This window comes from Streptomyces jeddahensis, assembly GCF_001642995.1.
In the GTDB taxonomy this organism is placed as follows: Bacteria; Actinomycetota; Actinomycetes; order Streptomycetales; family Streptomycetaceae; genus Streptomyces; species Streptomyces jeddahensis.
This window is the reverse complement of the sequence record NZ_LOHS01000115.1, coordinates 27,969-51,520: the sequence shown is the minus strand read 5'-3', so window position 1 is coordinate 51,520 and position 23,552 is coordinate 27,969. Positions and strand designations below refer to the sequence as shown.

Below are 23,552 nucleotides of genomic sequence, written 5' to 3'. Positions count from 1 at the left end.
AATGACGCGCCCGCCTCGAGCACCTCGAGCATGCGCCCATACGCACAGGTCAGAGCCGCTTTCCCGCTGTCCCGAAGGACGTACAACCATGGCCGCCACCCCGCCGAACCCCTCCGCCGCGCCCCGCCGCAAGGCGAGCCGTCACCGTGGTGAGGGCCAGTGGGCCGTGGGCCACTTCACCCCGCTCAACGGCAACGAACAGTTCAAGAAGGACGACGACGGTCTCAATGTGCGGACACGCATTGAGACGATCTACTCCAGGACCGGCTTCGACTCGATCGACCCCAACGACCTGCGGGGCCGTATGCGCTGGTGGGGTCTCTACACCCAGCGCAAGCCCGGGATCGACGGCGGCAAGACCGCCATTCTCGAGCCGGAGGAGCTGGACGACGAGTACTTCATGCTGCGCGTGCGCATCGACGGCGGCCGGCTGACCACCGAGCAGCTGCGCGTCATCGGTGAGATCTCCCAGGAGTTCGCGCGCGGCACCGCCGACATCACCGACCGGCAGAACGTCCAGTACCACTGGATCCGTATCGAGGACGTTCCCGAGATCTGGAACCGCCTGGAGGCCGTGGGTCTGTCCACGACCGAGGCGTGCGGCGACACCCCGCGTGTCATCCTCGGCTCGCCCGTCGCCGGGATCGCCGAGGACGAGATCATCGACGGCACCCCGGCCATCGAGGAGATCCACCGCCGGATCGTCGGCAACAAGGATTTCTCGAACCTGCCGCGCAAGTTCAAGTCCGCGATCTCGGGTTCGCCGCTGCTCGACGTGGCGCACGAGATCAACGACGTCGCGTTCGTCGGTGTGAACCACCCCGAGCACGGCCCCGGCTTCGACGTCTGGGTCGGTGGCGGCCTGTCCACCAACCCCAAGATCGGCCAGCGTCTCGGCGCCTGGGTCCCGCTGGACGAGGTCCCGGACGTCTACGAGGGCGTCATCTCGATCTTCCGCGACTACGGCTACCGCCGGCTGCGCACCCGCGCCCGCCTGAAGTTCCTGGTCGCCGACTGGGGCACGGAGAAGTTCCGCCAGGTCCTGGAGGACGAGTACCTCAAGCGCAAGCTGATCGACGGCCCGGCGCCCGCACAGCCCGTGGAGCGCTGGCGTGACCACGTCGGTGTGCACCGGCAGCAGGACGGCCGGTTCTACGTCGGTTTCGCGCCGCGGGTGGGCCGCGTCGACGGCACCACGCTGACGAAGATCGCGGAGCTCGCCGAGGCGCACGGCTCCGGCCGGGTCCGCACCACCGTCGAGCAGAAGATGATCGTGCTCGACGTGGCGGAGTCGCAGGTCGAGTCGCTGGTCGAGGGCCTTGAGGCGCTGGATCTCACCGTCAAGCCCTCCCCCTTCCGGCGCGGCACGATGGCCTGCACGGGTATCGAGTTCTGCAAGCTGGCCATCGTCGAGACCAAGGCGCGCGGTGCGTCGCTGATCGACGAGCTCGAGCGCCGCATTCCGGACTTCGACGAGCCGATCACGATCAACATCAACGGCTGCCCGAACGCCTGTGCCCGTATCCAGGTCGCGGACATCGGTCTCAAGGGCCAGCTGGTCCTCAACGACAAGGGCGAGCAGGTCGAGGGCTTCCAGGTGCACCTGGGCGGTGCGCTGGGCCTGGAGGCGGGGTTCGGCCGCAAGGTGCGCGGTCTGAAGGTCACTTCCGAGGAGCTGCCCGACTACGTCGAGCGTGTCCTCAAGCGCTTCCAGGCGGAGCGCGAGGAGGGCGAGCGGTTCGCCACGTGGGCGGCCCGGGCCAGCGAGGAGTCGCTGTCATGAGTGAGCGTGCCGCCCCGTTCTACTGCCCGTACTGCGGCGACGAGGACCTTCGGCCGAGTGAAGCCGCCGAAGGCAGCCACGGCGCGTGGGAATGCGCGGCATGCAATCGAGCCTTCCAGTTGAAGTTCCTCGGACTGCTGGCCCGGGGCGTGAGCCAAAGGAGCGCGACGGTGTCGAGAGGCCGAGCGCGCGGAGGCCCCGACGAAGGAGGGGCTGAGCACGGTCGGCCTCTCGACACCGGCTTTGGCGCTTCGGAGGCGAACGCCCCTCGAAAAGGCAGCCTTCAGCGCCATGACGGCGGAGGGGACGAGATATGACGACGATTCAGGCAGACCCGGCCACAGACGACCTCAAGGCGCTCGCCGAGCAGGCCGGGCGCGACCTCGAGGATGCCTCCGCTCCAGAGATCCTCCAGTGGGCCGCCAAGACCTTCGGTAAGCGTTTCTGTGTGACCTCTTCGATGGAGGACGCGGTGGTCGCCCACCTCGCGTCCCGCGCGATGCCCGGCGTCGACGTCGTGTTCCTCGACACCGGCTACCACTTCCCGGAGACCATCGGCACCCGGGACGCGGTCGAGGCCGTGATGGACGTCAACGTCATCACGCTCACGCCGCGCCAGACGGTGGCCGAGCAGGACGCCGAGTACGGCCCGAAGCTGCACGACCGCAACCCGGACCTGTGCTGCGCGCTGCGCAAGGTCAAGCCTCTGGAAGAGGGGCTGGCCAAGTACGACGCGTGGGCGACGGGCCTGCGTCGCGACGAGTCCCCGACCCGCGCGAACACGCCGGTCGTCGGCTGGGACGAGAAGCGGCAGAAGGTCAAGATCTCGCCGATCGCCCGCTGGACGCAGGACGACGTGGACGCGTACGTCGCCGAGCACGGCGTCCTCACCAACCCGCTGCTGATGGACGGCTACACGTCCGTCGGCTGCGCGCCCTGCACGCGCCGCGTGCTGGAGGGCGAGGACGCGCGCGCCGGCCGCTGGGCGGGCCGCGCCAAGACCGAGTGCGGGCTGCACGAATGACGAGCACGGCGCACGAGACGAACGACACCTACGACCAGGGGCAGGAGAAGCACGTGACTGGGGCCACCATCTGGCTCACGGGTCTGCCGAGCGCCGGCAAGACCACCATCGCGTACGAGCTGGCGGGCCGGCTGCGCGACGAGGGCCACCGCGTGGAGGTCCTGGACGGTGACGAGATCCGCGAGTTCCTCTCGGCGGGCCTCGGCTTCAGCCGCGAGGACCGGCACACCAACGTGCAGCGCATCGGCTTCGTCGCCGAGCTGCTCGCGTCGAACGGCGTGAAGGCCCTGGTCCCGGTGATCGCCCCTTACGCGGACAGCCGCGACGCGGTGCGCAAGCGCCACGAGACCGAGGGCACCCCGTACGTCGAGGTGCACGTCGCCACGCCCGTCGAGGTCTGCTCCGTCCGTGACGTCAAGGGCCTGTACGCCAAGCAGGCGGCTGGCGAACTCTCGGGCCTCACCGGGGTCGACGACCCGTACGAGGAGCCGGAGACGCCGGATCTGCGTATCGAGTCGCACAACCAGAGCGTGCAGGAGTCCGCTGCCGCGCTGTACGCGCTGCTCACCGAAAGGGGTCTGGCATGACGACCGCGGCCACTGTCCACGAGGCAGCCGGCAACTCCGAAGGCGCCGGCCCCTACGCCCTGAGCCACCTGGACGCTCTGGAGTCCGAGGCGGTGCACATCTTCCGTGAGGTGGCGGGCGAGTTCGAGCGGCCGGTGATCCTGTTCTCCGGCGGCAAGGACTCCATCGTCATGCTGCACCTCGCGCTGAAGGCGTTCGCGCCCGCGGCGATCCCGTTCTCGCTGCTGCACGTGGACACGGGGCACAACTTCCCCGAGGTGCTTGAGTACCGCGACCGTACGGTCGAGAAGCACAACCTGCGGCTCCATGTCGCGTCCGTGCAGGACTACATCGACCGCGGTGTGCTCAAGGAGCGTCCGGACGGCACCCGCAACCCGCTGCAGACGCTGCCGCTGACCGAGAAGATCCAGAGCGAGAAGTTCGACGCGGTCTTCGGCGGCGGGCGGCGCGACGAGGAGAAGGCCCGCGCCAAGGAGCGGGTCTTCTCGCTGCGCGACGAGTTCTCGCAGTGGGACCCGCGTCGTCAGCGGCCGGAGCTGTGGAACCTGTACAACGGCCGGCACGCGCCGGGCGAGCACGTGCGCGTGTTCCCGCTGTCGAACTGGACCGAGCTGGACGTGTGGCAGTACATCGCCCGCGAGCAGATCGAGCTGCCCGAGATCTACTTCGCCCACGAGCGCGAGGTGTTCCAGCGCAACGGCATGTGGCTGACCGCCGGTGAGTGGGGCGGGCCGAAGGACGGCGAGACCGTCGAGAAGCGGCTCGTTCGCTACCGGACCGTCGGCGACATGTCCTGCACGGGCGCCGTCGACTCGGATGCGGTGACCCTGGACCAGGTCATCACCGAGATCGCCGCGTCCCGGCTCACCGAGCGCGGCGCGACCCGCGCGGACGACAAGCTCTCCGAGGCCGCGATGGAAGACCGTAAGCGCGAGGGGTACTTCTAAGCATGAGCACGATCACGCCCGAGGAACTCTCGGCCACCACCCTGCTGCGGTTCGCCACCGCGGGCTCCGTCGACGACGGCAAGTCCACGCTCGTCGGCCGGCTGCTGCACGACTCCAAGTCGATCCTCACGGACCAGCTGGAGGCCGTGGAGCGCGCCTCGGCCAGCCGCGGCCAGGAGGCCCCGGACCTCGCACTGCTGACGGACGGCCTGCGGGCGGAGCGGGAGCAGGGCATCACCATCGATGTCGCCTACCGCTACTTCGCCACGCCCCGGCGCCGGTTCATCCTGGCCGACACGCCGGGCCATGTGCAGTACACGCGGAACATGGTCACGGGCGCGTCGACGGCCGAGCTGACGGTGATCCTCGTCGACGCCCGCAACGGCGTCGTCGAGCAGACCCGCCGCCACGCCGCGATCGCGGCGCTGCTGCGCGTCCCGCACGTGGTGCTCGCCGTCAACAAGATGGACCTGGTCGGCTACCAGGAGTCCGTGTTCGCCGCGATCGCCGAGGAGTTCACGGCATACGCCACCGAGCTGGGCGTCCCGGAGGTCACCGCGATCCCGATCTCGGCGCTCGCCGGAGACAACGTCGTGGAGCCGTCCGCGAACATGGACTGGTACGGCGGCCCGACCGTCCTGGAGCACCTGGAGACGGTCCCGGTCAGCCACGACCTGAGCCACTGCCACGCGCGGCTGCCCGTGCAGTACGTGATCCGCCCGCAGACCGCCGAGCACCCCGACTACCGGGGCTACGCGGGCCAGATCGCCGCCGGTTCCTTCCGCGTCGGCGAGGCGGTCACCGTACTGCCGTCGGGCCGCACCTCGCGGATCTCCGGCATCGACCTGCTGGGCAAGCCGGTCGACATCGCCTGGACCACGCAGTCGGTGACCCTCCTCCTCGAGGACGACATCGACATCTCGCGCGGCGACCTGATCGTGCCGAGCAAGGACGCGCCGTCGACCACGCAGGACGTCGACGCGACCGTCTGCCACGTCGCCGACCAGCCGCTCACCGTCGGCCACCGCGTGCTGCTCAAGCACGGCACCCGCACGGTCAAGGCGATCGTGAAGGACATCCCGTCCCGGCTGACCCTCGACGACCTGTCCCTGCACCCGCACCCGGGACAGCTCGTCGCGAACGACATCGGCCGCGTCACGATCCGTACCGCGGAGCCGCTGCCGCTCGACTCGTACGCCGACTCCCGCCGCACCGGCTCGTTCATCCTGATCGACCCGGCCGACGGCACCACGCTCACCGCGGGCATGGTCGGCGAGTCGTTCGCCTCGCCGGACCCGGTCAAGGACGAGGCCGACGACGACGGGTGGGACTTCTAGTCATGACCACCATCGACATCTTCTCGACGTTCGCGAAGGAGGGCGGCCGCGTCGGCAGCGGCGCCCTCGGCAGCGGGCAGGGCGGAGTGGCGCGATGTGCGTGACGCCCGCAGCGGGGAAGGGGCACACACACTGCCTGCGCGGCCGCACCCCCCACGCCCTGAACAGACGAAGACCTGCCGACCTCCCGGCCACGACCTGAGAGTCCGTGACCGCCGGGCCAACGAGAGGAACGCCTCCCGTGCCTGCCAACCGCTCCACCGCCGTACGCCGCGGCCTCGCCGTCATAGCGACCCTGCCCCTTCTCGCCCTCGCCGCCTGCGGTTACGGCTCTGAGGCGAAGGACGACAGTGCGAAGGCCAATGTCGCCTCCGGCGCCAAGAAGATCGACGGCCTCGACTCCGTCAAGATCGGCTACTTCGGCAACCTGACCCACGCCACCGCCCTGGTCGGCAACCAGAAGGGCTTCTTCCAGAAGGAGCTCGGCGGTACGGAGGCCAAGTACTCGGTCTTCAACGCGGGCCCCTCGGAGATCGAGGCGCTGAACTCCGGGTCCATCGACATCGGCTGGATCGGCCCCTCACCCGCGATCAACGGCTACGTCAAGTCCAACGGCAAGAGCCTGCGCATCATCGGCGGTTCGGCGTCCGGCGGCGTGAAGCTGGTCGTCAACCCGAAGAAGATCAAGTCCCTGAAGGACGTCAAGGGCAAGAAGATCGCCACGCCGCAGCTCGGCAACACCCAGGACGTCGCGTTCCTCAACTGGATCGCCGACCAGGGCTGGAAGGTCGACGCGGAGAGCGGCAAGGGCGACGTGTCCGTGATCCGCACCGACAACAAGGTCACGCCGGACGCCTACAAGTCGGGTTCCATCGACGGCGCCTGGGTGCCGGAGCCGACCGCGTCGAAGCTGGTCGCCGAGGGCGCCAAGGTGCTGCTCGACGAGTCGACGCTGTGGCCCGACAAGAAGTTCGTGATCACGAACATCATCGTGTCGCAGAAGTTCCTCACGGAACACCCGAAGGCCGTCGAAGCCGTGCTGAAGGCCTCGGTCGAGACCAACAAGTGGATCAACGCCAACCCCGACGAGGCGAAGGCGGCGGCGAACGCCCAGCTCAAGGTCGACTCCGGCAAGGAGCTGCCGGCCGACGTGCTCGACCCGGCGTGGAAGTCCATCCAGATCACCAACGACCCGCTGGCGTCGACCCTCAACACCGAGGCGGAGCACGCGGTCAAGGCCGGTCTGCTGGAGAAGCCGAACCTGAACGGCATCTACGACCTGACCATCCTCAACAAGGTCCTGAAGGCCGAGGGCGAGCCCGAGGTCGACGACGCCGGTCTCGGCGCCAAGTAAAGCCGTAGCCCGTAGTCCGTAGTCCGTGAGTTCCCAGGAGGTGACGACCATGGCCACCACCCTCGCCAAGGCCGCCGACAGCGACACCGCAGCGGTGGACCACGCCGCCCGGATCGAGCACGTCTCGAAGTCCTTCGCAGGCCCGACCGGGCAGCAGCTCGTCCTGGACGACATCACGCTCGATGTCGCGCCCGGAGAGTTCGTCACCCTCCTGGGAGCCTCCGGGTGCGGCAAGTCGACGCTGCTCAACCTCGTCGCCGGCCTCGACAGGCCGACGGCGGGCAGCATCAGCACGGACGGCCGTCCGGCGCTGATGTTCCAGGAGCACGCCCTGTTCCCGTGGCTGACCGCGGGCAAGAACATCGAACTCGCCCTCAAGCTGCGGGGAGTTCCGAAGTCCGAGCGCCGCGAGCGGGCCGAGGAGCTCCTTGAGCTCGTACGGCTGAAGGGCGCGTACGGCAAGCGCGTCCACGAGCTGTCGGGCGGTATGCGCCAGCGCGTCGCGCTGGCCCGCGCGCTGGGCCAGGACAGCAAGCTGCTGCTGATGGACGAGCCGTTCGCCGCGCTCGACGCCATCACCCGCGACGTCCTGCACGACGAACTGACCCGTATCTGGCGCGAGACGAACCTGTCGGTGCTGTTCGTGACGCACAACGTGCGCGAGGCGGTGCGGCTCGCGCAGCGCGTCGTGCTGCTGTCGTCGCGGCCCGGGCGGGTGGCCCGCGAGTGGCGTGTCGACATTCCGCAGCCGCGCCGCATCGAGGACGCCGCCGTGGCGGAGCTGTCCGTCGAGATCACCGAAGAACTGCGTGGGGAGATCCGCCGTCATGGCCAGCACTGAGACGTCCGTCGACAAGACCGGACCGGTCGACGAGGCCGAGAAGCAGGCCAGGGAGGCCGGCAGGACCGGCAGGGACCACCACGACCTGGCCGGTCTGGAGGCAGGCCTCGACGCGCTGGAGACGGTCCAGTCGAGCCGTACTCCCCTGCGGGAGACACTGGTCCGGAAGGTGCTGCCGCCCGTCGTGGCCGTAGCGCTGGTCCTGGTGGTGTGGCAGGCGCTGGTGTCGTTCAAGGTCGTCGACGACCCGAGCAAGCTGCCCTCGCCGGGCGCGGTGTGGGGCGAGGTGACCGACGCCTGGCTGCAGGGCACACTCCTCGACTACATCTGGACCAGCGTCTCCCGCGGCCTGCTCGGCTTCCTGATGGCACTGGCGATCGGCACGCCGCTCGGTCTGATCGTGGCCCGCGTGAGGTTCGTGCGCGCGGCGATCGGCCCGATCCTGTCCGGTCTTCAGTCCCTGCCGTCGGTGGCGTGGGTGCCGCCCGCGGTCATCTGGCTGGGCCTGGACAACAAGATGATGTACGCGGTGATCCTGCTCGGCGCCGTCCCCTCGATCGCCAACGGCCTCGTCTCCGGCGTCGACCAGGTACCGCCGCTGTTCCTGCGGGCGGGCCGCACCCTCGGTGCCACGGGCCTGCGCGGTACCTGGCACATCGTGATGCCGGCCGCGCTGCCCGGCTACCTGGCCGGTCTGAAGCAGGGCTGGGCCTTCTCGTGGCGCTCGCTGATGGCCGCTGAGATCATCGCGTCCTCGCCCGACCTGGGCGTGGGTCTCGGCCAGCTGCTCGAGAACGGCCGCAACACCAGCTCGATGTCGATGGTCTTCCTGGCCATCATCCTGATCCTGATCGTCGGTATCGCCATCGACCTGCTGATCTTCAGCCCGCTGGAGCGGTCGGTGCTGCGCAGCCGCGGTCTGCTCGTGAAGAGCTGAGTCCCATGCACCGCCCGGTCCGCCCCGTCTTGGTAGTCGTCGCCCACGGCAGCCGCGACCCGCGGCACGCGGCGACCGTGCACGCCCTCGTCCGGCGCGTGCGGTCGCTGCGGCCGGGGCTGCGCGTGGAGACCGGCTTCCTGGACTTCAACATCCCCTCGGTGGCGGGCGTCCTGGAGTCCCTGGCGGCGGAGGGAGTACGCGACGTCGTCGCCCTTCCCCTGCTGCTGACCCGCGCCTTCCACGCGAAGGCAGACATCCCGGCGGTGCTCCGCGAGGCCCCGCCGCAGCTGCGCATACGCCAGGCCGAGGTGCTGGGCCCCTCGCCTCTCCTCCTGTCGGCGCTCGAACGACGGCTGTACGAGGCCGGGCTGACGCCGGAGGGCAAGCCCTCGACCGGCGTCGTCCTGGCCTCGGCGGGATCCACAGACCCGGAGGCGATCGCAGTGATCGCTGAAATCGCGCGGGAGTGGCGGCACACCGGTTGGTGCGCCGTGCGACCTGCGTTCGCCTCCGCATCCCTTCCCCGCACGGAGGACGCGGTCCGGGAACTGCGTGCCCTCGGCTGCGCCCGGGTCGCCGTCGCCCCGTACGTCCTCGCCCCCGGCTTCCTGCCGGACCGCATCGCGCGGGGCGCGACCGAGGCGGACGCAGACGTACTGGCGGATGTGCTGGGCCCGGCGCCGGAGGTGGCGCGGGTGGTGCTGGAGCGGTTCGACGAGGCACGGGTGCCGACGCTGGCGGCGCTGGGCGCCTGACACACACCTGCTCGGGTGCGATCACGGCCGGCCGAACGCGGTCGTAGCCGCCGGAGTGTCCATCAATCCGTCGGCTTGTCGCCGCCCCCGTCGAACGGCGTCGCCTGGTGGAAGTACAGCCGCCAGCTTCCCTCGGTGTACCGCCACAGGGAACTGCGGTGTGCCCGCCTGCCGTTGTAGTCGGTGTCGAACGTGAGGTGGACGACGTCCGGGGCGAGCTGGACGCCCTTCATGCGGGAGATGGTGAAGGGGCGTACGCGCGGCTCGGAATCGCAGGTCAGGGCGTCGATGATCGAGGCCCGGTCCCAGCGGCGGCCCGAGGCGCCGAACTCGGTGAAATCGGGGTGCAGCAGCGCACCGAGCCGCGTGGGCGAGCGGCGGACCTCGGCGTCGAGGAGGCTCAGTTCTCGTTCGATGACGGCGTCGACGGCGGGGTTGCGCTCAGGCACCGGTCAACTCCACGAGCTTGGTGACGGTGTTCCAGTTCCGGCTCGTGGCGACGATGCCCTTCAGGACGCGGGGACGTGACAGGGCTTCGGCGAGCTTGGAGCGGCCGAGGCCCTCGGGTGCGTACAGGTAGAGGGCGCGTTCGCCGAGGCGGAACTCCTCGGGAAGGTAGGCGGCCGGGTCGATCTCCGCGAACCGTTCTGGGCCCACCTGCTCGGAGAAGAACGTGACGTGCAGCTGCTTGGCCTCCAGGGACGCGGCGGGGAAGGGGCAGGCGTCGGCGACCCTACGCAGATACGTTCCGTCGCGTACCAGGCAGTCGACGGTGAAGCCGAACCGCTCCGCTATGGCCTTCTCCAGCGCGTCAGCGACCGCCTGCTCGTCGTCCGAGTCGCTCGTGAAGACGGCGTTCCCGCTCTGCAGGTAGGTGCGTACGTCGCGGTGGCCGAGCGCCTCGATGACCGTGCGCAGCTCCGCCATGGGGAGCTTCTTGTTGCCGCCTACGTTGATCCCGCGCAGCAGCGCCGCGTACCTCGTCGTCACGCTCACACGATAATGCGGCCGCCGTGCCCCGTGGGGGTGGGCACGGCGGCCGCGGTACAGGGGGCTTACTCGAGGATCTTGAGCAGCTTGTTCGGGGTGCCCTCGGTGGCGTTGGAGATCGCGTCCGGGGTCGCGCCGTCGGTCAGGGCCTGGGCGACCTGGTCCGGCGTGGCGTCGGGGTGTCCGGCCAGGTAGACGGCGGCGGCACCCGCGACGTGCGGGGTCGCCATCGACGTACCGGAGATGGTGTTGGTGGCGTCGTCGCCGGTGTTCCAGTCGGAGGTGATCTCCGAACCGGGGGCGTAGATGTCCACCGACGAGCCGTAGTTGGAGAAGGAGGACTGCTCGTCGCCCTCGGTGGAGGAGGCGACGGTGATGGCCTCGGGGACCCGGGCCGGGGAGCCCTGGCCCGCGTCGGTGGCCTCGTTTCCGGCCGCCACGGCGAAGGTGACGCCGGAGCCGATGGCCTTCTGCACGGCCGCGTCGAGCGCCTCGTCGACGCCTCCGCCGAGGCTCATGTTCGCGACGGACGGGCCCTGGTGGTTCGCGGTGACCCAGTCGATGCCCGCGATGACCTGCTCGGTGGTGCCGGAGCCCTCGTCGTCGAGGACACGCACGGCGACGATCTTCGCCTTCTTGGCGACACCGTGCGCCTCACCGGCGATGGTGCCGGCGACGTGCGTGCCGTGGCCGTTGCCGTCGTCGGCGCTGTCGTCGTTGTCGATCGCGTCGAAGCCGGAGGAGGCGCGGCCCCCGAAGTCCTGGTGGCTGATGCGCACGCCCGTGTCGATGACGTACGCGGTGACGCCCTCGCCGGCGCTGTCGGGGTAGGTGTACGCGCCGTCGCCCGCGGTCTCGGTCTGGTCGATGCGGTCCAGGCCCCACGACGGCGGGTTCTCCTGGGTGGCGTCGATGTGGAACTTCTTGTTCTGGACCACCTTCGACACCGACGGATCGGCAGCCAGGCGCTTGGCCTCGGTCTCGGTCAGCCCGGAGGCGGAGAAGCCGTTCACGGCGGAGCTGTAATTGCGCTTCAGGGTGCCGCCGTACTCCTGGGCGAGGTCCTGCTTCGCCCCTTTGCTCGCCTTCCCGTCGAGCATGACGATGTAGCTTCCGGCGACGGCGCCCTCGGCGTTCGCGCCGTAGACCTTGCCCTCGGCCGGGGCAGCGGCGCCGGCGAAAGATCCGGCGAAGACGGACACGCCCACTGCGGTGGCAGCGGTGGCTATGGCCGCGGTCAGCTTCATCGAGCGTGTGCGCTTGTGAGTTGCCATGAAGAGGGGTCTCCTCGTGGTTTTTGTGGGGGGAATTGTGTGGGGGGAATTGCGTGGGTTTGCCGGGCGGTGCATCGGGTCGGCGCCGAACACCTCGTCAGGCGGGTCGGCGCCCGCGTCGCCGTCGGCATTACTGCATCAACGCCCGTAGATCCGGAAGATCTCCGGGTGTTGGCACGAAACCCTGGCGGATTGACGCGGCCAGATCAAGACCTTCATACACCTGTGATCCGTTCAACAAGGCTTCGCAATAACAAATCAGCACGGGTGTGGCAGACCGGACAGCCGGGATACGGGGCTTGGGGCGCCGGTACGGCAGTGAGGGCGCCGGCGCGGTACGGGGCCGTCGCGGTCATGCCGCCGTGCGGACTTCGTCCTCCTCGAAGGAGGCAAGCGTCCGGCTGAAATCACGAGTGGAGAGCAGAAGCTTGTAGATGATGGCGAGTTCGAAGACGAGCAGCAGTGCGCCGGAAATGATGGTTGCCGGGATCACCGCGTCGCACAGCGGGCCGATGATGAAAACGCCCATCTGGAACTCGATCCCGCTGATCAGGTGGGTGCGGATGCGGTGACGCAGAAGGAAGGAACGCAGCCGCAGATAGGCGGGGAAACGGTGCCGGAATTCCTGCTGGAGGTCGATGACCTGGGCCTTGGGCTGTTCGGGAAGCCCGAGGTGGTGCGCTGGGTGGTGTGCTGAGTGGTGTTCTGAGGGTGCGAGGTGTGCTGGGTGTGCCGTCACGGACTCGGCGGCCGGGCCTATGTCCTGCGAGCGCACGGACGCCAGATCCTGCTCGACGTCGGCCTCCGGGTTGTGCCGCAGCAGGTCCTCCATGAAGGCGACGCCTGCCTCGTCCTCGCTGCGGCGCGCCTGGCGTATGCGCGCCTTGATCTGCTTCCGCATGGTGTGGCGGGTCTTGAAGATCTCCAGCGAGTTGATGTAGCGCAGGCCGTCGAGGCAGACGACGGCCACCGCCAGCCAGACGTAGAGCAGATCGCCGGTGCGCTCGTACTGGCCTGCCATCAGCGCGATGGCGCAGGCGATCACGCGGATGCGGTCGAAGATGTAGTCGAGCCAGGCGCCGAACACCGAGCCCTGACCGGTGAGTCGGGCGACCTTGCCGTCCATGCAGTCGAGGACGAAGCTCAGGTGGTAGACGAGCGCCCCGGCGATCAGCCAACGCCAGTCGCCCATCGCGAAGCAGGCGGCAGCAGCGAGTCCCAGCAGCAGCGCACCCCAGGTGATCTGGTTCGGGGTGATCCTGGTGCGCAGGGCGACCTGTCTCACGAGCGGCGTGGCGACCGGGTCGACGAGCAGCACGGTCCACCACGCGTCCCGCTTCTTCTGGGTGATGCGGCGCACCTCGTTCAGTGCCGGTATGTCTGAGGGCATGGATCGGCCAACTTCCTGGTGTTCAACTGGAGTTGGTTTCACGTTAGGAAGCCGGTAAGAGAAGGAACAAGAAGGTGCCTGTGCAACCTTTCTCGGGGGTAACGGGTCGAAAAGAGCAGGCCGAGTCCATGGCGGTCGAGGGCCGGGCCTGCGTTATCCGAGCGTTACCGAATGACCCGACCGTTATCGAATGTGCGCTATCGCTTCACCGCCGATGTGCAACCAAAGCGGCAACCTTCCCCACCGCCGCGAAAACCACAGATGACAGGTGTCCGAGTGGCACTCATCGGGCGAGTGCCGCATGGAGCGCGAGCCACTGCCCGGGCGGCACCTCGCCGACGAGCACCTGCGGATCGAGTCGCGCCGCACGGAACGCCGCGTCCACGCGGCGCCTCGGATACGCCTGGCGCAGCGAGGCGTGCAGCGATCCGCCGACCCCCGAGAAGCCCAGCTCGATCAGGTGCCGCCAGCTCTGGTACGCGTCCGGCGCCACCAGCGGTGCCCGGCGGCGTTCGATGCGTACGATCCCGGCGTCGACGCGCGGCACCGGCCTGAACCGCGTCCGGCCGACCCGCCCGGCCAACCGCCACTGGTATCGGGGCCAGCTCCGGATCGTCACCAGCGTCCAACTCCCGTAGTCACCTGTGCGTTTGCGGGCGTACTCGAGCTGGGTGAGGAGGGTGGCGTCGGTGAGGGCTGGGGCGCGCAGGCACCAGTCAACGATGGCCGCGGTGCGTGAGAACGGCACGTTCCCTGCCACGGAGAAAGGGGTGTGCGGGGGACGTGCGGCGAGAAAGTCCCCGCCGACGACCCGTACGTGGGGTGTGCCGGAGAACCGGTCGCGCAGCACGGGCACCAGCCGCGGGTCGATCTCATAGGCGACCAGTTCCCGGCAGCGGCGGGCGAGCATCTCGGTCAACGCTCCCTTTCCCGCGCCGACTTCGAGCAACAGACCTGCCTGTTGCGGGCGCGGGACGGCGAGACGGGCGATGCGGTCGGCGGTGGCGCGGTCGGCGAGGAAGTTCTGCGAGAGCGCGCGGGAAACGTGCGTGGGGCGGGCCATGGCCTGCGGTCCTTGTCTTCCGTGAAGGGCATACGGGCAGACGAAGGCCCCGACCGGAGACAGGAGGAGGACGCGCACGGCGGGCACGCGTCGCGTCGGATGCGTGCACGCTCGAAGGCGTACGGGAGAGAAGAGGTGCCGCTGCGGTGGAACCGTCAGCGGGCGTTGCTCCCCGGGCCGGTCAGGGCACCGGGGCCGCGGCGCAGCCGGATGGAGTGCGTGCAGCCCCGGCCGTGACCGGAGTTGATGATCGCGTTGAATGCTGTCACGACCGGCACGCTAGGCGAGACCGGCCGAGGCGGACAACAGGTTTTCCCGGCTCGGTGGCCATGACAGCAGCGGCCGTCACGAGCGCTCGGGGCTGATGGGGCTCGTCAGCGCTGATAGCGTGCAAGGACCAGATTCCCGTCCTCGACGAGCCGTTCGCGCAGCTCGTCCAGTGTGATCGCCCCGCTGTAGTACTCCTGGAACGCGGGCGTGGCCACCTTGTCCTTCCACTCGGGGTACCCGCGGACCGACTGGGCGGGTGCCGAGCGGAGGTGCTCGGCAAGCGCCGTGCCCGTCGCCCAGTCGTACTTCTCGGTGTGCAGCGCCGGGTCGCTCAGTGCCTTCTTCCCTGTGGGCAGCATCCAGTCGCCGAGCGCCAGCCGCACCATGTTCTCCGGGCGGAGGAGGAAGTCGATGAACCGGGCGGCCTCCTTCTTGTGCGGGCTGTCCTCGGCGATCGAGAGCGTCTGCGGGCTCACGCCCTGGGTGAGCCCGTCAGCGCCCGCGGGGGCGGGCAGCACCTGCCAGTCGAAGCCCTTGGGCGCCTGCTGCACGATCTGCTGACGGTACGAGAACCCGAGCGGGACCATCGCGTACTTGCCGGCGAAGAAACCGGGTAGCGTATCGGAACCGCCCATCCCGAGCGTCGTACCGGAAGCACTCCGGTCGGTGGCCACCTGGTCGTGGACCGTGCGCGGCACCACCTCGTCGGCTGTGTCGAAGCGGACCTCGACCCTTCCGTCCTCGCCGCGGTGGAAGATCCGCCCGCCGGCCGAGAGGGAGAGGTTGAGCGTCGCCGACACGGGTTCCTTGAGCGGCCAGGCGACGCCGTACCTGCCGTCGCCCCTCAGCTCCTTGGTGATCTGCCGGAACTCCTCCCAGCTCCAGGGCTTCTCAGGCGTGGGTATGCGGACTCCGGACTCCTTGAGCCACGTGGCGTTGGCGATGAGGACGCGCGGCTCCTGCAGGAACGGCACGCCGTAGATGCCGTCGCCGAACGTCGCCGTCTCCCAGCTGCGGTCCGGGATCTCTTCCCTCAGCCGCTGGGGCAGCAGCTCGCGCAGGTCGGCGAGATATCCGCCGTACGCGAAGTCGGCGAGGTCGTCGGAGGCGTCATGGATGATGTCCGGCGCCTCGCCGCCCTCGAAGGAGGTGAGCAACTGGTCGTGGACGCTGTCCCAGCTGCCCTGGACGTACTCGACCTGCACGTCCGGGTGGGCGGCGTTCCACTCCTCCACCAGCTCCTTGTTGGCCTCGACGGACTCCTTCTGCCAGGCCAGCGACTGGAAGCGGAGCGTGATCCTCCCATCGGAGCCGGAGCCGGAGCCGGAGCCAGAACCGCCGTTGTCGCCCGTGCATCCCGTCAGCAGCAGTCCGAAGACCGCCGCGAGGGCCAGGAGGATTCGGGTACGCATCAGGGCCGGCCGGAATCGGGTATGCATCAGCTCTTCACCGCCCCGGCGAGCATGCCGCTCGTGATCCGCTTCTGGATGATCGCGAAGACGACGAGGGACGGGAGCGTCGCGAGGAAGGCCGCCGCGGCGAGCGGGCCGAGGTCCGCGACGCCCTCCGCACCGATGAAGTGCGTGAGGACGACCGGCAGGGTCTGCTTCTCCGGGGTCTTGAGCAGGACGAGCGCGAAGAAGAACTCGTTCCATGCGCTGATGAAGGCGAACAGCGCGGTCGCCACGAGTCCGGGCGCGAGCAGCGGCGCGACCACCGACACGAGCGTGCGCACCCTGCCCGCACCGTCGACAGCGGCCGCCTCCTCCAGCTCTGCCGGTACGGCGCGCACGTACCCGACGAGCATCCACAGCGCGAACGGCAGCGCCCAGACCACGTACACCATGATCAGCCCCGGCACGGAGTTGATCAGCCGCAGCTCCTTCAGGACGAGGAACAGCGGGATGATCACCAGGACGAACGGGAACGCCTGACTGACCACGACCCAACCGGTGGCCGCCCTCGCCAGCAGGGTCCGGCGGCGCGCCATGACATACGCCATGGGAGTCGCGATGACCACGGCGATCAGAGCGGCCCCGATGGCGGCGACCAGCGAGTTGAGCGCGGCGCCGAGCAGCGGCTGCTCGTCGAAGGCCTGCCGGAAGTTGGCGAGCGTCGGGTCCTTCGGGATCCAGGTGGGGTGCAGACTCGCCAGTTCCCGCGGCGGCTTGAAGGCCGTCGACACCAGCCACAGGAACGGGAAGGCGAGGAAGACGAGATACGCGAGGAGCGCGACGTACTGTCCCGCGCGAGCGGGCCGACTGGTGCGGAGCATGCTCACCGCTGGTCCCCTCCCCTCAGCCGGCCCACGAGGTGGAAGGCCAGGACGACCGAGATCACGGCGACCATCACGCAGCCCATCGCCGCGGCATAGCCGAACTGGCCGTAGCGGAAGGCCTCTTCGTAGGCGAAGAGCATCGGCAGCCTCGTACGTCCGCCGGGACCACCGCTGGTCAGTACGTAGACCAGCGCGAACGAGTTGAAGTTCCAGATCAGGTTGAGGGCGGTGATGGCCAGTGCGACCGGCCGGAGCGCCGGCCAGGTGACCGTGCGGAAGCGGCGCCAGGCGCCCGCGCCGTCCATGGCCGCCGCCTCGTGCAGCTCGCGCGGCGTGTTCTGCAGCCCGGCGAGCAGTACCACCGTGGTCTGCGGCATGCCCGCCCAGATGCCGACGACGATCACGGCGGGCAGGGCGGTCGCGAGGCCCGTGAGCCAGTCGCGTCCGTCGCCGAGGCCGAGGTCGCGGAGGGTCTCGTTGAGGATGCCCGCGTCCGGGTTGTAGACGAGGCGCCACATGATGCCGACGACGACCTCGGGCATCGCCCAGGGGATGATCGCGAGCGCCCGCGCCAGCCACCGCAGCCGGAGATCCTGGTTGAGCAATAGCGCAAGCCCCAGCGCGAGCAGGAACTGCGGGACGGTGACCCCTGCCGCCCACACCAGGCCGATGCGGAACGACTCCCAGAACAGCGTGTCGTGCAGCAGGTCGCGGAAGTTGAGCAGCCCGATCCACTGGGTGGGTGCGGTGCGGCCCGACTGGGCGTCGGTGAACGCGAGCGCTATGCCGTACAGCAGCGGGCCGACGCTGAGCACCAGGATGGGTAACAGCGCGGGCAGCACCAGGAACCAGGCGCCGTGGTCGGTCGGGCGCCGGTCGCTGCCGGGTCCGGGCGCGTGCTTCGTTGACCGCGCCGTTGCGGTCGCCAAGGTCACGGGAATCGGCTCCTTTGGGCGGCTCGTACGGTCCGGATGCGGTTCTGCAGCGGTCCGGCCGCCCACGCGGCCTCCGTCATCGTGGGGGCGGACCCCCGTGCCGTCAAGGCGTCGCGCAGGCACTTCTCGGACCTTCTCACCGGTCTCCACCTGTGCAAATGCGAGACTGGGCGGGCGTACGGCGTGATCGGGCGTACGACGTGATCGAGTGGAGGCGGATGATGGACGAGGCCCGGGCGCGGGACGTGCTGGCGGCGGCGGGCGTGCTGCCGGATGCGGCACGGGACGCGGCACTGCTCGCGCTGGGCGAGAACGCGGTGTTCGCGGCCGGTGACCTGGTGGTCAAGGTGGGCCGGAGCGCCGAACTCCTCGACCGCGCGCGGCGCGAGCTGCGCATCGCGGGCTGGCTCGCGGAGGCGGGCGTACCTGCGGTGCGGGCCGCGGAGCCCGATCCTCTGCTGGTCGACGGCCATCCGGTGACGGTGTGGCACCGCATCCCGGTGGCACTCCGCCCCGCCGAGCCCCGCGATCTGGCCGAACTGCTGCGGATGGTGCACGCACTTCCCTCCCCCTCTTTCGCGTTGCCGCGCCGCGAGCTGCTCGGCGGCGTCGAGCGCTGGCTGCGGCTCGCGGGCGACGCGATCGATCCGGCCGACGCGGCGTATCTGCGCGAGCGCCGCGACGGCTTCGCTGCGGCCGCGGCCGCGCTGAAGCCGCATCTTCCGCCCGGGCCCATCCACGGCGACGCGCTCCCCCGCAACGTCCATGTCGGCCCCGACGGCCCGGCCCTGGTGGACCTGGAGACGTTCTCCTCCGATCTGCGCGAACACGACCTGGTGGTCATGGCCCTGACCCACGACCGATACGGCCTGCCGGATGACGCGTACGACGCCTTCACGGACGCGTACGGCTGGGATGTGCGCAAGTGGGAGGGCTGCACCGTGCTGCGCGGCGCCCGCGAGACGGCGAGCTGCGCGTGGGTCGCCCAGCACGCACCCACGAACCCGAAGGCGCTGGCGGAATTCAGGCGCCGCGTGGCCTCCCTGCGGGACGGGGACGAGACGGTGCGGTGGTATCCGTTCTGAACCGGCCAGGTCCCGGGCGCGTTCGGGTGCCGCTCAAGGAGGCCGTTTTTCTTCCCCCACCCCGCCCCTTCCCGAAACTGGGGGCTCCGCCCCCAGACCCCCGATCGCCCTGACGGGGTCGTCCTCAAACGCCGGACGGGCTGTTCCCCGCCAACTCCCGTACGGGCCAGGCCCCGTCCACCACCGCCTCCGCGTCCCCCTGTTTCCGCAGGAAGCCCTGGAAGTCGGCGGCCCACGCCGCATACCACCCGATCTGGCGGCGGTGCAGCTCCGCCGGGGCGAGGCCCGCGATCTTCGGGTGGCGGGCGGCTATCGCGCAGGCCAGACGGGCCGCGGCCACGGCGTCCGCCGAGGCGTCGTGCGCCGTGTCCAGCGCTACGCCGTACTCCGTGCAGACGGCTTCGAGGTTGCGCTTGCCGCGGCGGTAGCGGTCCACGGAGCGGTCGATCGTGTACGGGTCGATGACCGGGGCCGGATCGATGCCGCCGAGGCGGTCGCGCAGCGACGGCAGACCGTACCGCCGGAGCTCCGCGGAGAGCAGCGTCAGGTCGAAGGCCGCGTTGTACGCCACGACCGGAACGCCCGTCTGCCAGTACCCCACGAGGACCGAGGCGAGCGCGTCGGCGACCTCGTCGGCCGGCCGGCCCTCAGCGGCTGCCCGTTCGCCGGTGATCCCGTGCACCGCCACCGCCTCGGCGGGGATCGGGACTCCCGGGTCGGCCAGCCATTCGCGGTGCCCCAGCAGCTGCCCGTCTCTCAGCTCGATCACGGCTCCTGTGACGATGCGCGCCTCGCGCGGGTCCGTCCCGGTCGTCTCCAGGTCGAAGCCGATCAGCAGCTCCCGGTGCCAGCCCATGCGGCCCCTCCTTCGTAGTGCTTTCCCCCAGTGACCATCACGATCGCATCCGCCACTGACAATCAGACGAGCGCGTTCCGCTTCCCTCCGCCGCCGGGATCCAGCACCGGCCTCAGGACACCGGCCGCGAATCCACCCACGCCGCCTCGAACTCCTCGCGGTACGTGGCGAAAAGCCCACTCTCGCCCGTTTCGCCCGCCTTGACCACCCGGCCCCCGCCGCGCAGCACCAGCACCGGCGCCTCCATCCCCCGCGTCCTGCGCAGATACGACTGGACGACGGCGATGCCGTCCGAGCCGTCCCCGTCGACCAGATACGCCGTGAAGCGCGGGGTCTCGTCGAAGACCTGGATCTCGAAGGCGCCGGGATCACGCAGCTTGGCGCGCACCCGCCGCATGTGCAGGATGTTCATCTCGACCGAACGGCTCAACTCGCCCCGCTTCAGGCCGAGTTCGCGTTCCCGCCGCTTCACCGCGCTGGACGCCGGGTTCAGGAACAGCAACCGCACCCGGCAGCCGGACTCGGCGAGGCGCACGAGGCGCCGGCCCGAGAAGTTCTGCACGAGCAGGTTCAGGCCTATGCCGATCGCGTCGAGGCGGCGGGCGCCGCCGAAGATGTCCTCGGCCGGGAACTGCCGCAGCAGCCGCACCCGGTCCGGATGCACGGCGACCACGTCCGCGTACCGGTCGCCGACGAGGTCCTCGACGGCGTCGACGCGCAGCCGGCGCGCGGACGGCACGTCCGAGCCCGCCCCGAGTATGTCGAGGAGGCGGGACGATGCGCGTTCGGCCTGGGCGAGGACCGTCTCGGACAGGGCGCGATTCCGGGACACCACGTTGCGGGTGACCTCGAGCTCGTCCAGGGCCAGTTCTACGTCGCGCCGGTCGTCGAAGTAGGGCTCGAAGCACGGCCAGTGCTGGACCATCAGCTCGCGCAGCTGCGGCAGCGTCAGGAAGGAGAGGACGTTGTCGTCCGCCGGGTCGAGCAAGTACCCCTTGCGGCGGCTGACTTCGCGTACGGCGACGGCGCGCTGCACCCACTCCTGACCGGCCGGCCCGGCGGCCGCGACGACCCAGTCGTCCCCGTGGACGGGCTCGTAGATGGGACGCAGAACGGCCGCCACGACGGCGCGCAGCCGCTGTTCGACCAGGTTCAGCCAGATGTAGGCGCGCCCGGCACGCTGTGCGCGCGTACGCACCTCGCTCCAGGCGTCGGCGCCCCAGTCCAGTTCGGGTCCGATCTGAGATCCCATGTCCATCGGCCGCGCCAGGGACACCGCACCCGGTGGGGCGTCCGCGGAGCTCCCCTCGTGACCGCTGTCACCAGGGGGCAGCTCCAGCCCTCCCGAGCTCACCCGCGCACCGCCTTCCGCTCCCCCGAGCACTCCCCCGTTCAACGATCAAGGAAGGGTACTCCGGGAGCGGGCGGCGGTGCAGCCGGATGCACAGGGTCCTTTCTCAACTCCCTTCTTCCGGCTGGCCGTTCTCGCCCGCGAGATCCGCCGGAGTGAGCGGATTCATAGCCGTCACATCGCGCGGGACCAGCGCGAAGCCCTGCCAGTGGACCGGCATGGGCTGCTGGTCCTCGTCCCGGGCGATGTGGTGGAAGCCGATGTTGATCCAGGTGATGGGGTGCTTGAGGGTCTGGCCGTTGACCCATTTGTCGACACTGGTCGGTGCGCCGTCCCTGCAGTTCGGGTTGTCGGACGCGTACTGCTCGCACTTCTTGTACTCGGTGAAGTACACGTCGTGCCGGGTGAAGGAGCGGCCGGGGAACTTGTCGGTGTGGCCGGGCACGATCTCGTAGCTGCGCGGATGGCCGTCCTTGTTCTTGCCTGCGGTGCTGACGACCCGCCACCAGCGCATCGACTTGGCGTCGCCCGCGAGTTCCTTGGTCACGGCTGTCCGGGTGGTCTTGGTCTTCGGGATGCCGTTGCCTCGGGGCGGGGTCACCTTCGAGTCGTACTGCTCGACCTTGGCCTTTGACGAGCCGTCGAGGCCGAAGTCGAGCCGCCAGAAGACGTTGTGGGCGTGGCTCTCGGCGTATCCGCGGGCGCCCTTGCCGATGGGCCAGCCGCGGCCGTCGCCGCCGTTGTAGTCGTACGGCGAGAGGCTGCCGGTGGCGCCTTCGTTCGCCGTGATCGTGCCGTCCGAGCCGAACCGCCACTCGGTGATGTACTCGTACCAGGACGCCTTGTTGACCGTGTACACGAGCAGGTCCTTGCCCTGGGCCTGCCAGACCTTGGTGCCCTCGTCGTTCGCCAGGCGGTACGCGTGGCCACGCGCGCGTGTCGTGGTGCACAGGCCCTTCACGTTGCCCATGTCCGGGACCTTGACGGTCTTGATGGTGCCGCCCGGGCACTCGCCGGGCCTGAGGCTCTGCAGCGCCAGGCCGAAGTCGGTGCCGGTGACGTCGTCGTACTCCTCCTGGCCGTCGTCGTAGGGGACGTGGATCTGCGCCAGGCGTGCGCTCGTGAGCACGGGTATGGGCTTGGGCTCGCCCTTGGGCTGGTAGCTGACGTTGTCCAGGACGAGCCCGGAGAGGGTGTTGTAGTGCCAGCACATGCGCCAGGTGGTGCCGCCGTCGAGGGTCTGCTCGATGCGGTAGGCGGCACTGCAGCCCGGGGCTGCGGCGGGGGCTTCGGGCGTCTGTTCGGGCGCGGCGGATGCGGGGCTCCCGGCGGTCACGGCGGTGCCGAGGAGCGCGGAGACGGCGAGGGCGAGGGCTGCTCGCCTGCGGGCGCGCGTCCGAAGGGGCGCGCCGGGGGCGAGCCGATGGTGCTGTCTGTCGACGGGCATGCGGAAATGACTCCTTCGTGGAGGAGAAGATCGCGTACGGGAGAAGAAGACGACGAGAGGAAGCGGACGAACCGCAGGTCAGCCGAGGCGGCCGACGGTGCGGGCGCTGAGATCGATGACCATGGCCCGGGTGTCTATCCACGGGCCGTTCTTGACCTTGGCGACGATCCGCAGGCACCGGTGCCGTCCGCAGTCGGCGAGACCGGACGGCACCTGCCGGGCGGTCTCCTTGCGGAAGACCATGCCGCTCAGCTCGAGCTGGTCCGGGCTGGTCAGCTCCTTGTCCGTGGCGTGCCGGTAGTCGTTCTTCAGGTCCGCGCCGAGCGGGTCGGCGATCAGCAGCTGTGCCGCCTCGCGCAGCTCCTCCCTGCTGGGCGGCGGCTGCACGCCGTGCGCGACGTCCGTCTGTTCGACCGTGCCTGTGGTGAGGTTCACAGTCTTGGTGATCACGGCGTCGCTCTTGTAGTCGTAGAGGACGACGTCGGCGCGGCGCTGCTGGGGCGCGCCGGTGCCGTCGTCCGGCGCCGGATCGCTGAGATTCGTGGACAGCCGCTGCGGTCCGCGGTCCCCCTCGACGTCGCGTGCGTCGGACCGCAGGGCCCTCGTCACGGCGATCCGCTCGGCCCGATTCAGCTCGTCGTCGGTGAGCGGATCGCTGCCTATGCCCTGGTCAGCCTGGGTGGGTGCGGCCTCGACGACACCCTCGGGCGGTACGGCGTCCTGCTGCGCGGCGCCCACGGACGTGCGCCTGTCCGCCTGCTCGCCCGCGCCGGCCTCGCCCGGCAGCGTGACGGCGGCCATCAGGGCCGTACCCGCCACGGCGATCGCCGCGCCGGCCACCACCTTCCCCAGGTGGCGTCTTGCTAGTTCGCGCACATGTTCCCCCTGTGTCCCTGCAGTCTCTGCAGTCCCCTAAGACGCATACCGGCTGGTCAGTACATGTGCCGGGTGTGCGTGGTCACCCTCTAGGACGGCACGAAGTCCTAGGAGGTTCACTCACTTTCAGGGAGACTCGAAGCCGAGTGGCCCCCCGTACCCGGGCCGG

General features: G+C 69.7%; 22 protein-coding genes. 10 read left to right on the top strand and 12 right to left on the bottom strand.

What is annotated here, in order from left to right; all coding sequences use genetic code 11:
- Positions 1-88 precede the first annotated feature (88 nt).
- From STSP_RS27460 to STSP_RS27420, 9 genes are all read left to right on the top strand, one after another.
- Positions 89-1,783 carry a nitrite/sulfite reductase gene (locus tag STSP_RS27460; RefSeq protein ID WP_067283416.1) on the top strand — a complete coding sequence of 565 codons (1,695 nt, stop codon included), beginning with the start codon at positions 89-91 and terminating at the stop codon, positions 1,781-1,783.
- A gap of 313 nt (positions 1,784-2,096) precedes the next feature.
- Positions 2,097-2,807 carry a phosphoadenylyl-sulfate reductase gene (locus STSP_RS27455; RefSeq protein ID WP_067283414.1) on the top strand — a complete coding sequence of 237 codons (711 nt, stop codon included), beginning with the start codon at positions 2,097-2,099 and terminating at the stop codon, positions 2,805-2,807.
- Positions 2,804-3,394, top strand: a complete 591-nt coding sequence (cysC, locus tag STSP_RS27450) for an adenylyl-sulfate kinase (RefSeq protein WP_067283413.1) — start codon at positions 2,804-2,806, stop codon at positions 3,392-3,394. Before STSP_RS27455 ends, cysC begins: the two co-directional genes overlap by 4 nt.
- Positions 3,391-4,341, top strand: a complete 951-nt coding sequence (gene cysD, locus STSP_RS27445; protein ID WP_067283411.1) for a sulfate adenylyltransferase subunit CysD — start codon at positions 3,391-3,393, stop codon at positions 4,339-4,341. Before cysC ends, cysD begins: the two co-directional genes overlap by 4 nt.
- 2 nt (positions 4,342-4,343) lie before the next feature.
- Complete coding sequence (locus tag STSP_RS27440) at positions 4,344-5,678, top strand: sulfate adenylyltransferase subunit 1 (protein WP_067283409.1); 1,335 nt, start codon at positions 4,344-4,346, stop codon at positions 5,676-5,678.
- A 241-nt stretch (positions 5,679-5,919) separates the two neighbouring features.
- On the top strand, positions 5,920-7,032 hold the full coding sequence (locus tag STSP_RS27435; RefSeq protein ID WP_067283408.1) for an aliphatic sulfonate ABC transporter substrate-binding protein: 1,113 nt from the start codon (positions 5,920-5,922) through the stop codon (positions 7,030-7,032).
- 49 nt (positions 7,033-7,081) lie between these two features.
- On the top strand, positions 7,082-7,873 hold the full coding sequence (locus tag STSP_RS27430; protein WP_067283406.1) for an ABC transporter ATP-binding protein: 792 nt from the start codon (positions 7,082-7,084) through the stop codon (positions 7,871-7,873).
- Positions 7,860-8,810 (top strand): ABC transporter permease, encoded by a 951-nt coding sequence (locus STSP_RS27425; RefSeq protein ID WP_067283404.1) that lies wholly within the window; start codon positions 7,860-7,862, stop codon positions 8,808-8,810. Before STSP_RS27430 ends, STSP_RS27425 begins: the two co-directional genes overlap by 14 nt.
- Before the next feature lie 5 nt (positions 8,811-8,815).
- Positions 8,816-9,568: a sirohydrochlorin chelatase gene (locus STSP_RS27420; protein WP_067283402.1), complete on the top strand. Its 753-nt coding sequence runs from the start codon at positions 8,816-8,818 to the stop codon at positions 9,566-9,568.
- 62 nt (positions 9,569-9,630) lie between these two features.
- On the opposite strand, the gene STSP_RS27415 is transcribed toward STSP_RS27420, so the two are convergent.
- The 8 genes from STSP_RS27415 to STSP_RS27380 form a co-directional block, all read right to left on the bottom strand.
- Positions 9,631-10,017: a nuclear transport factor 2 family protein gene (locus STSP_RS27415; protein WP_067283400.1), complete on the bottom strand. Its 387-nt coding sequence runs from the start codon at positions 10,015-10,017 to the stop codon at positions 9,631-9,633.
- Entirely contained in the window at positions 10,010-10,558 is a 549-nt protein-coding gene (locus STSP_RS27410; protein WP_067283398.1) for a DUF1697 domain-containing protein, read from the bottom strand. Before STSP_RS27410 ends, STSP_RS27415 begins: the two co-directional genes overlap by 8 nt.
- Before the next feature lie 65 nt (positions 10,559-10,623).
- Positions 10,624-11,832, bottom strand: coding sequence for a S8 family peptidase (locus STSP_RS27405; RefSeq protein ID WP_067283396.1), 1,209 nt, complete (start codon positions 11,830-11,832; stop codon positions 10,624-10,626).
- A gap of 352 nt (positions 11,833-12,184) precedes the next feature.
- Positions 12,185-13,222, bottom strand: coding sequence for a CDP-alcohol phosphatidyltransferase family protein (locus STSP_RS27400; protein ID WP_067283394.1), 1,038 nt, complete (start codon positions 13,220-13,222; stop codon positions 12,185-12,187).
- Positions 13,223-13,505: 283 nt separating this feature from the next.
- The gene (erm, locus tag STSP_RS27395) at positions 13,506-14,285 is read right to left on the bottom strand and encodes an ErmE/ErmH/ErmO/ErmR family 23S rRNA (adenine(2058)-N(6))-methyltransferase (protein ID WP_067283392.1); all 780 of its coding nucleotides are present in this window, start codon (positions 14,283-14,285) and stop codon (positions 13,506-13,508) included.
- Positions 14,286-14,659: 374 nt separating this feature from the next.
- Complete coding sequence (locus STSP_RS27390; RefSeq protein ID WP_067283426.1) at positions 14,660-15,967, bottom strand: ABC transporter substrate-binding protein; 1,308 nt, start codon at positions 15,965-15,967, stop codon at positions 14,660-14,662.
- Positions 15,968-15,993: 26 nt separating this feature from the next.
- Positions 15,994-16,830, bottom strand: a complete 837-nt coding sequence (locus STSP_RS27385; protein ID WP_067283390.1) for a carbohydrate ABC transporter permease — start codon at positions 16,828-16,830, stop codon at positions 15,994-15,996.
- A 2-nt stretch (positions 16,831-16,832) separates the two neighbouring features.
- Entirely contained in the window at positions 16,833-17,768 is a 936-nt protein-coding gene (locus STSP_RS27380) for a carbohydrate ABC transporter permease (protein WP_067283389.1), read from the bottom strand.
- A gap of 221 nt (positions 17,769-17,989) precedes the next feature.
- On the opposite strand from STSP_RS27380, the gene STSP_RS27375 reads away from it, so the two are divergent.
- Positions 17,990-18,853, top strand: coding sequence for a phosphotransferase enzyme family protein (locus tag STSP_RS27375; protein WP_067283387.1), 864 nt, complete (start codon positions 17,990-17,992; stop codon positions 18,851-18,853).
- A gap of 124 nt (positions 18,854-18,977) precedes the next feature.
- Here STSP_RS27375 and STSP_RS27370 read toward each other — a convergent pair whose 3' ends face one another.
- From STSP_RS27370 to STSP_RS27355, 4 genes are all read right to left on the bottom strand, one after another.
- Entirely contained in the window at positions 18,978-19,709 is a 732-nt protein-coding gene (locus tag STSP_RS27370; protein ID WP_067283385.1) for a 3'-5' exonuclease, read from the bottom strand.
- A gap of 112 nt (positions 19,710-19,821) precedes the next feature.
- Positions 19,822-21,063: an SAV2148 family HEPN domain-containing protein gene (locus STSP_RS27365; RefSeq protein WP_078067552.1), complete on the bottom strand. Its 1,242-nt coding sequence runs from the start codon at positions 21,061-21,063 to the stop codon at positions 19,822-19,824.
- Between the two features lie 103 nt (positions 21,064-21,166).
- Positions 21,167-22,507, bottom strand: a complete 1,341-nt coding sequence (locus STSP_RS27360) for a copper amine oxidase (protein WP_067283381.1) — start codon at positions 22,505-22,507, stop codon at positions 21,167-21,169.
- A gap of 78 nt (positions 22,508-22,585) precedes the next feature.
- Entirely contained in the window at positions 22,586-23,383 is a 798-nt protein-coding gene (locus STSP_RS27355; protein WP_067283379.1) for a Tat pathway signal sequence domain protein, read from the bottom strand.
- Between the last annotated feature and the right edge of the window lie 169 nt (positions 23,384-23,552).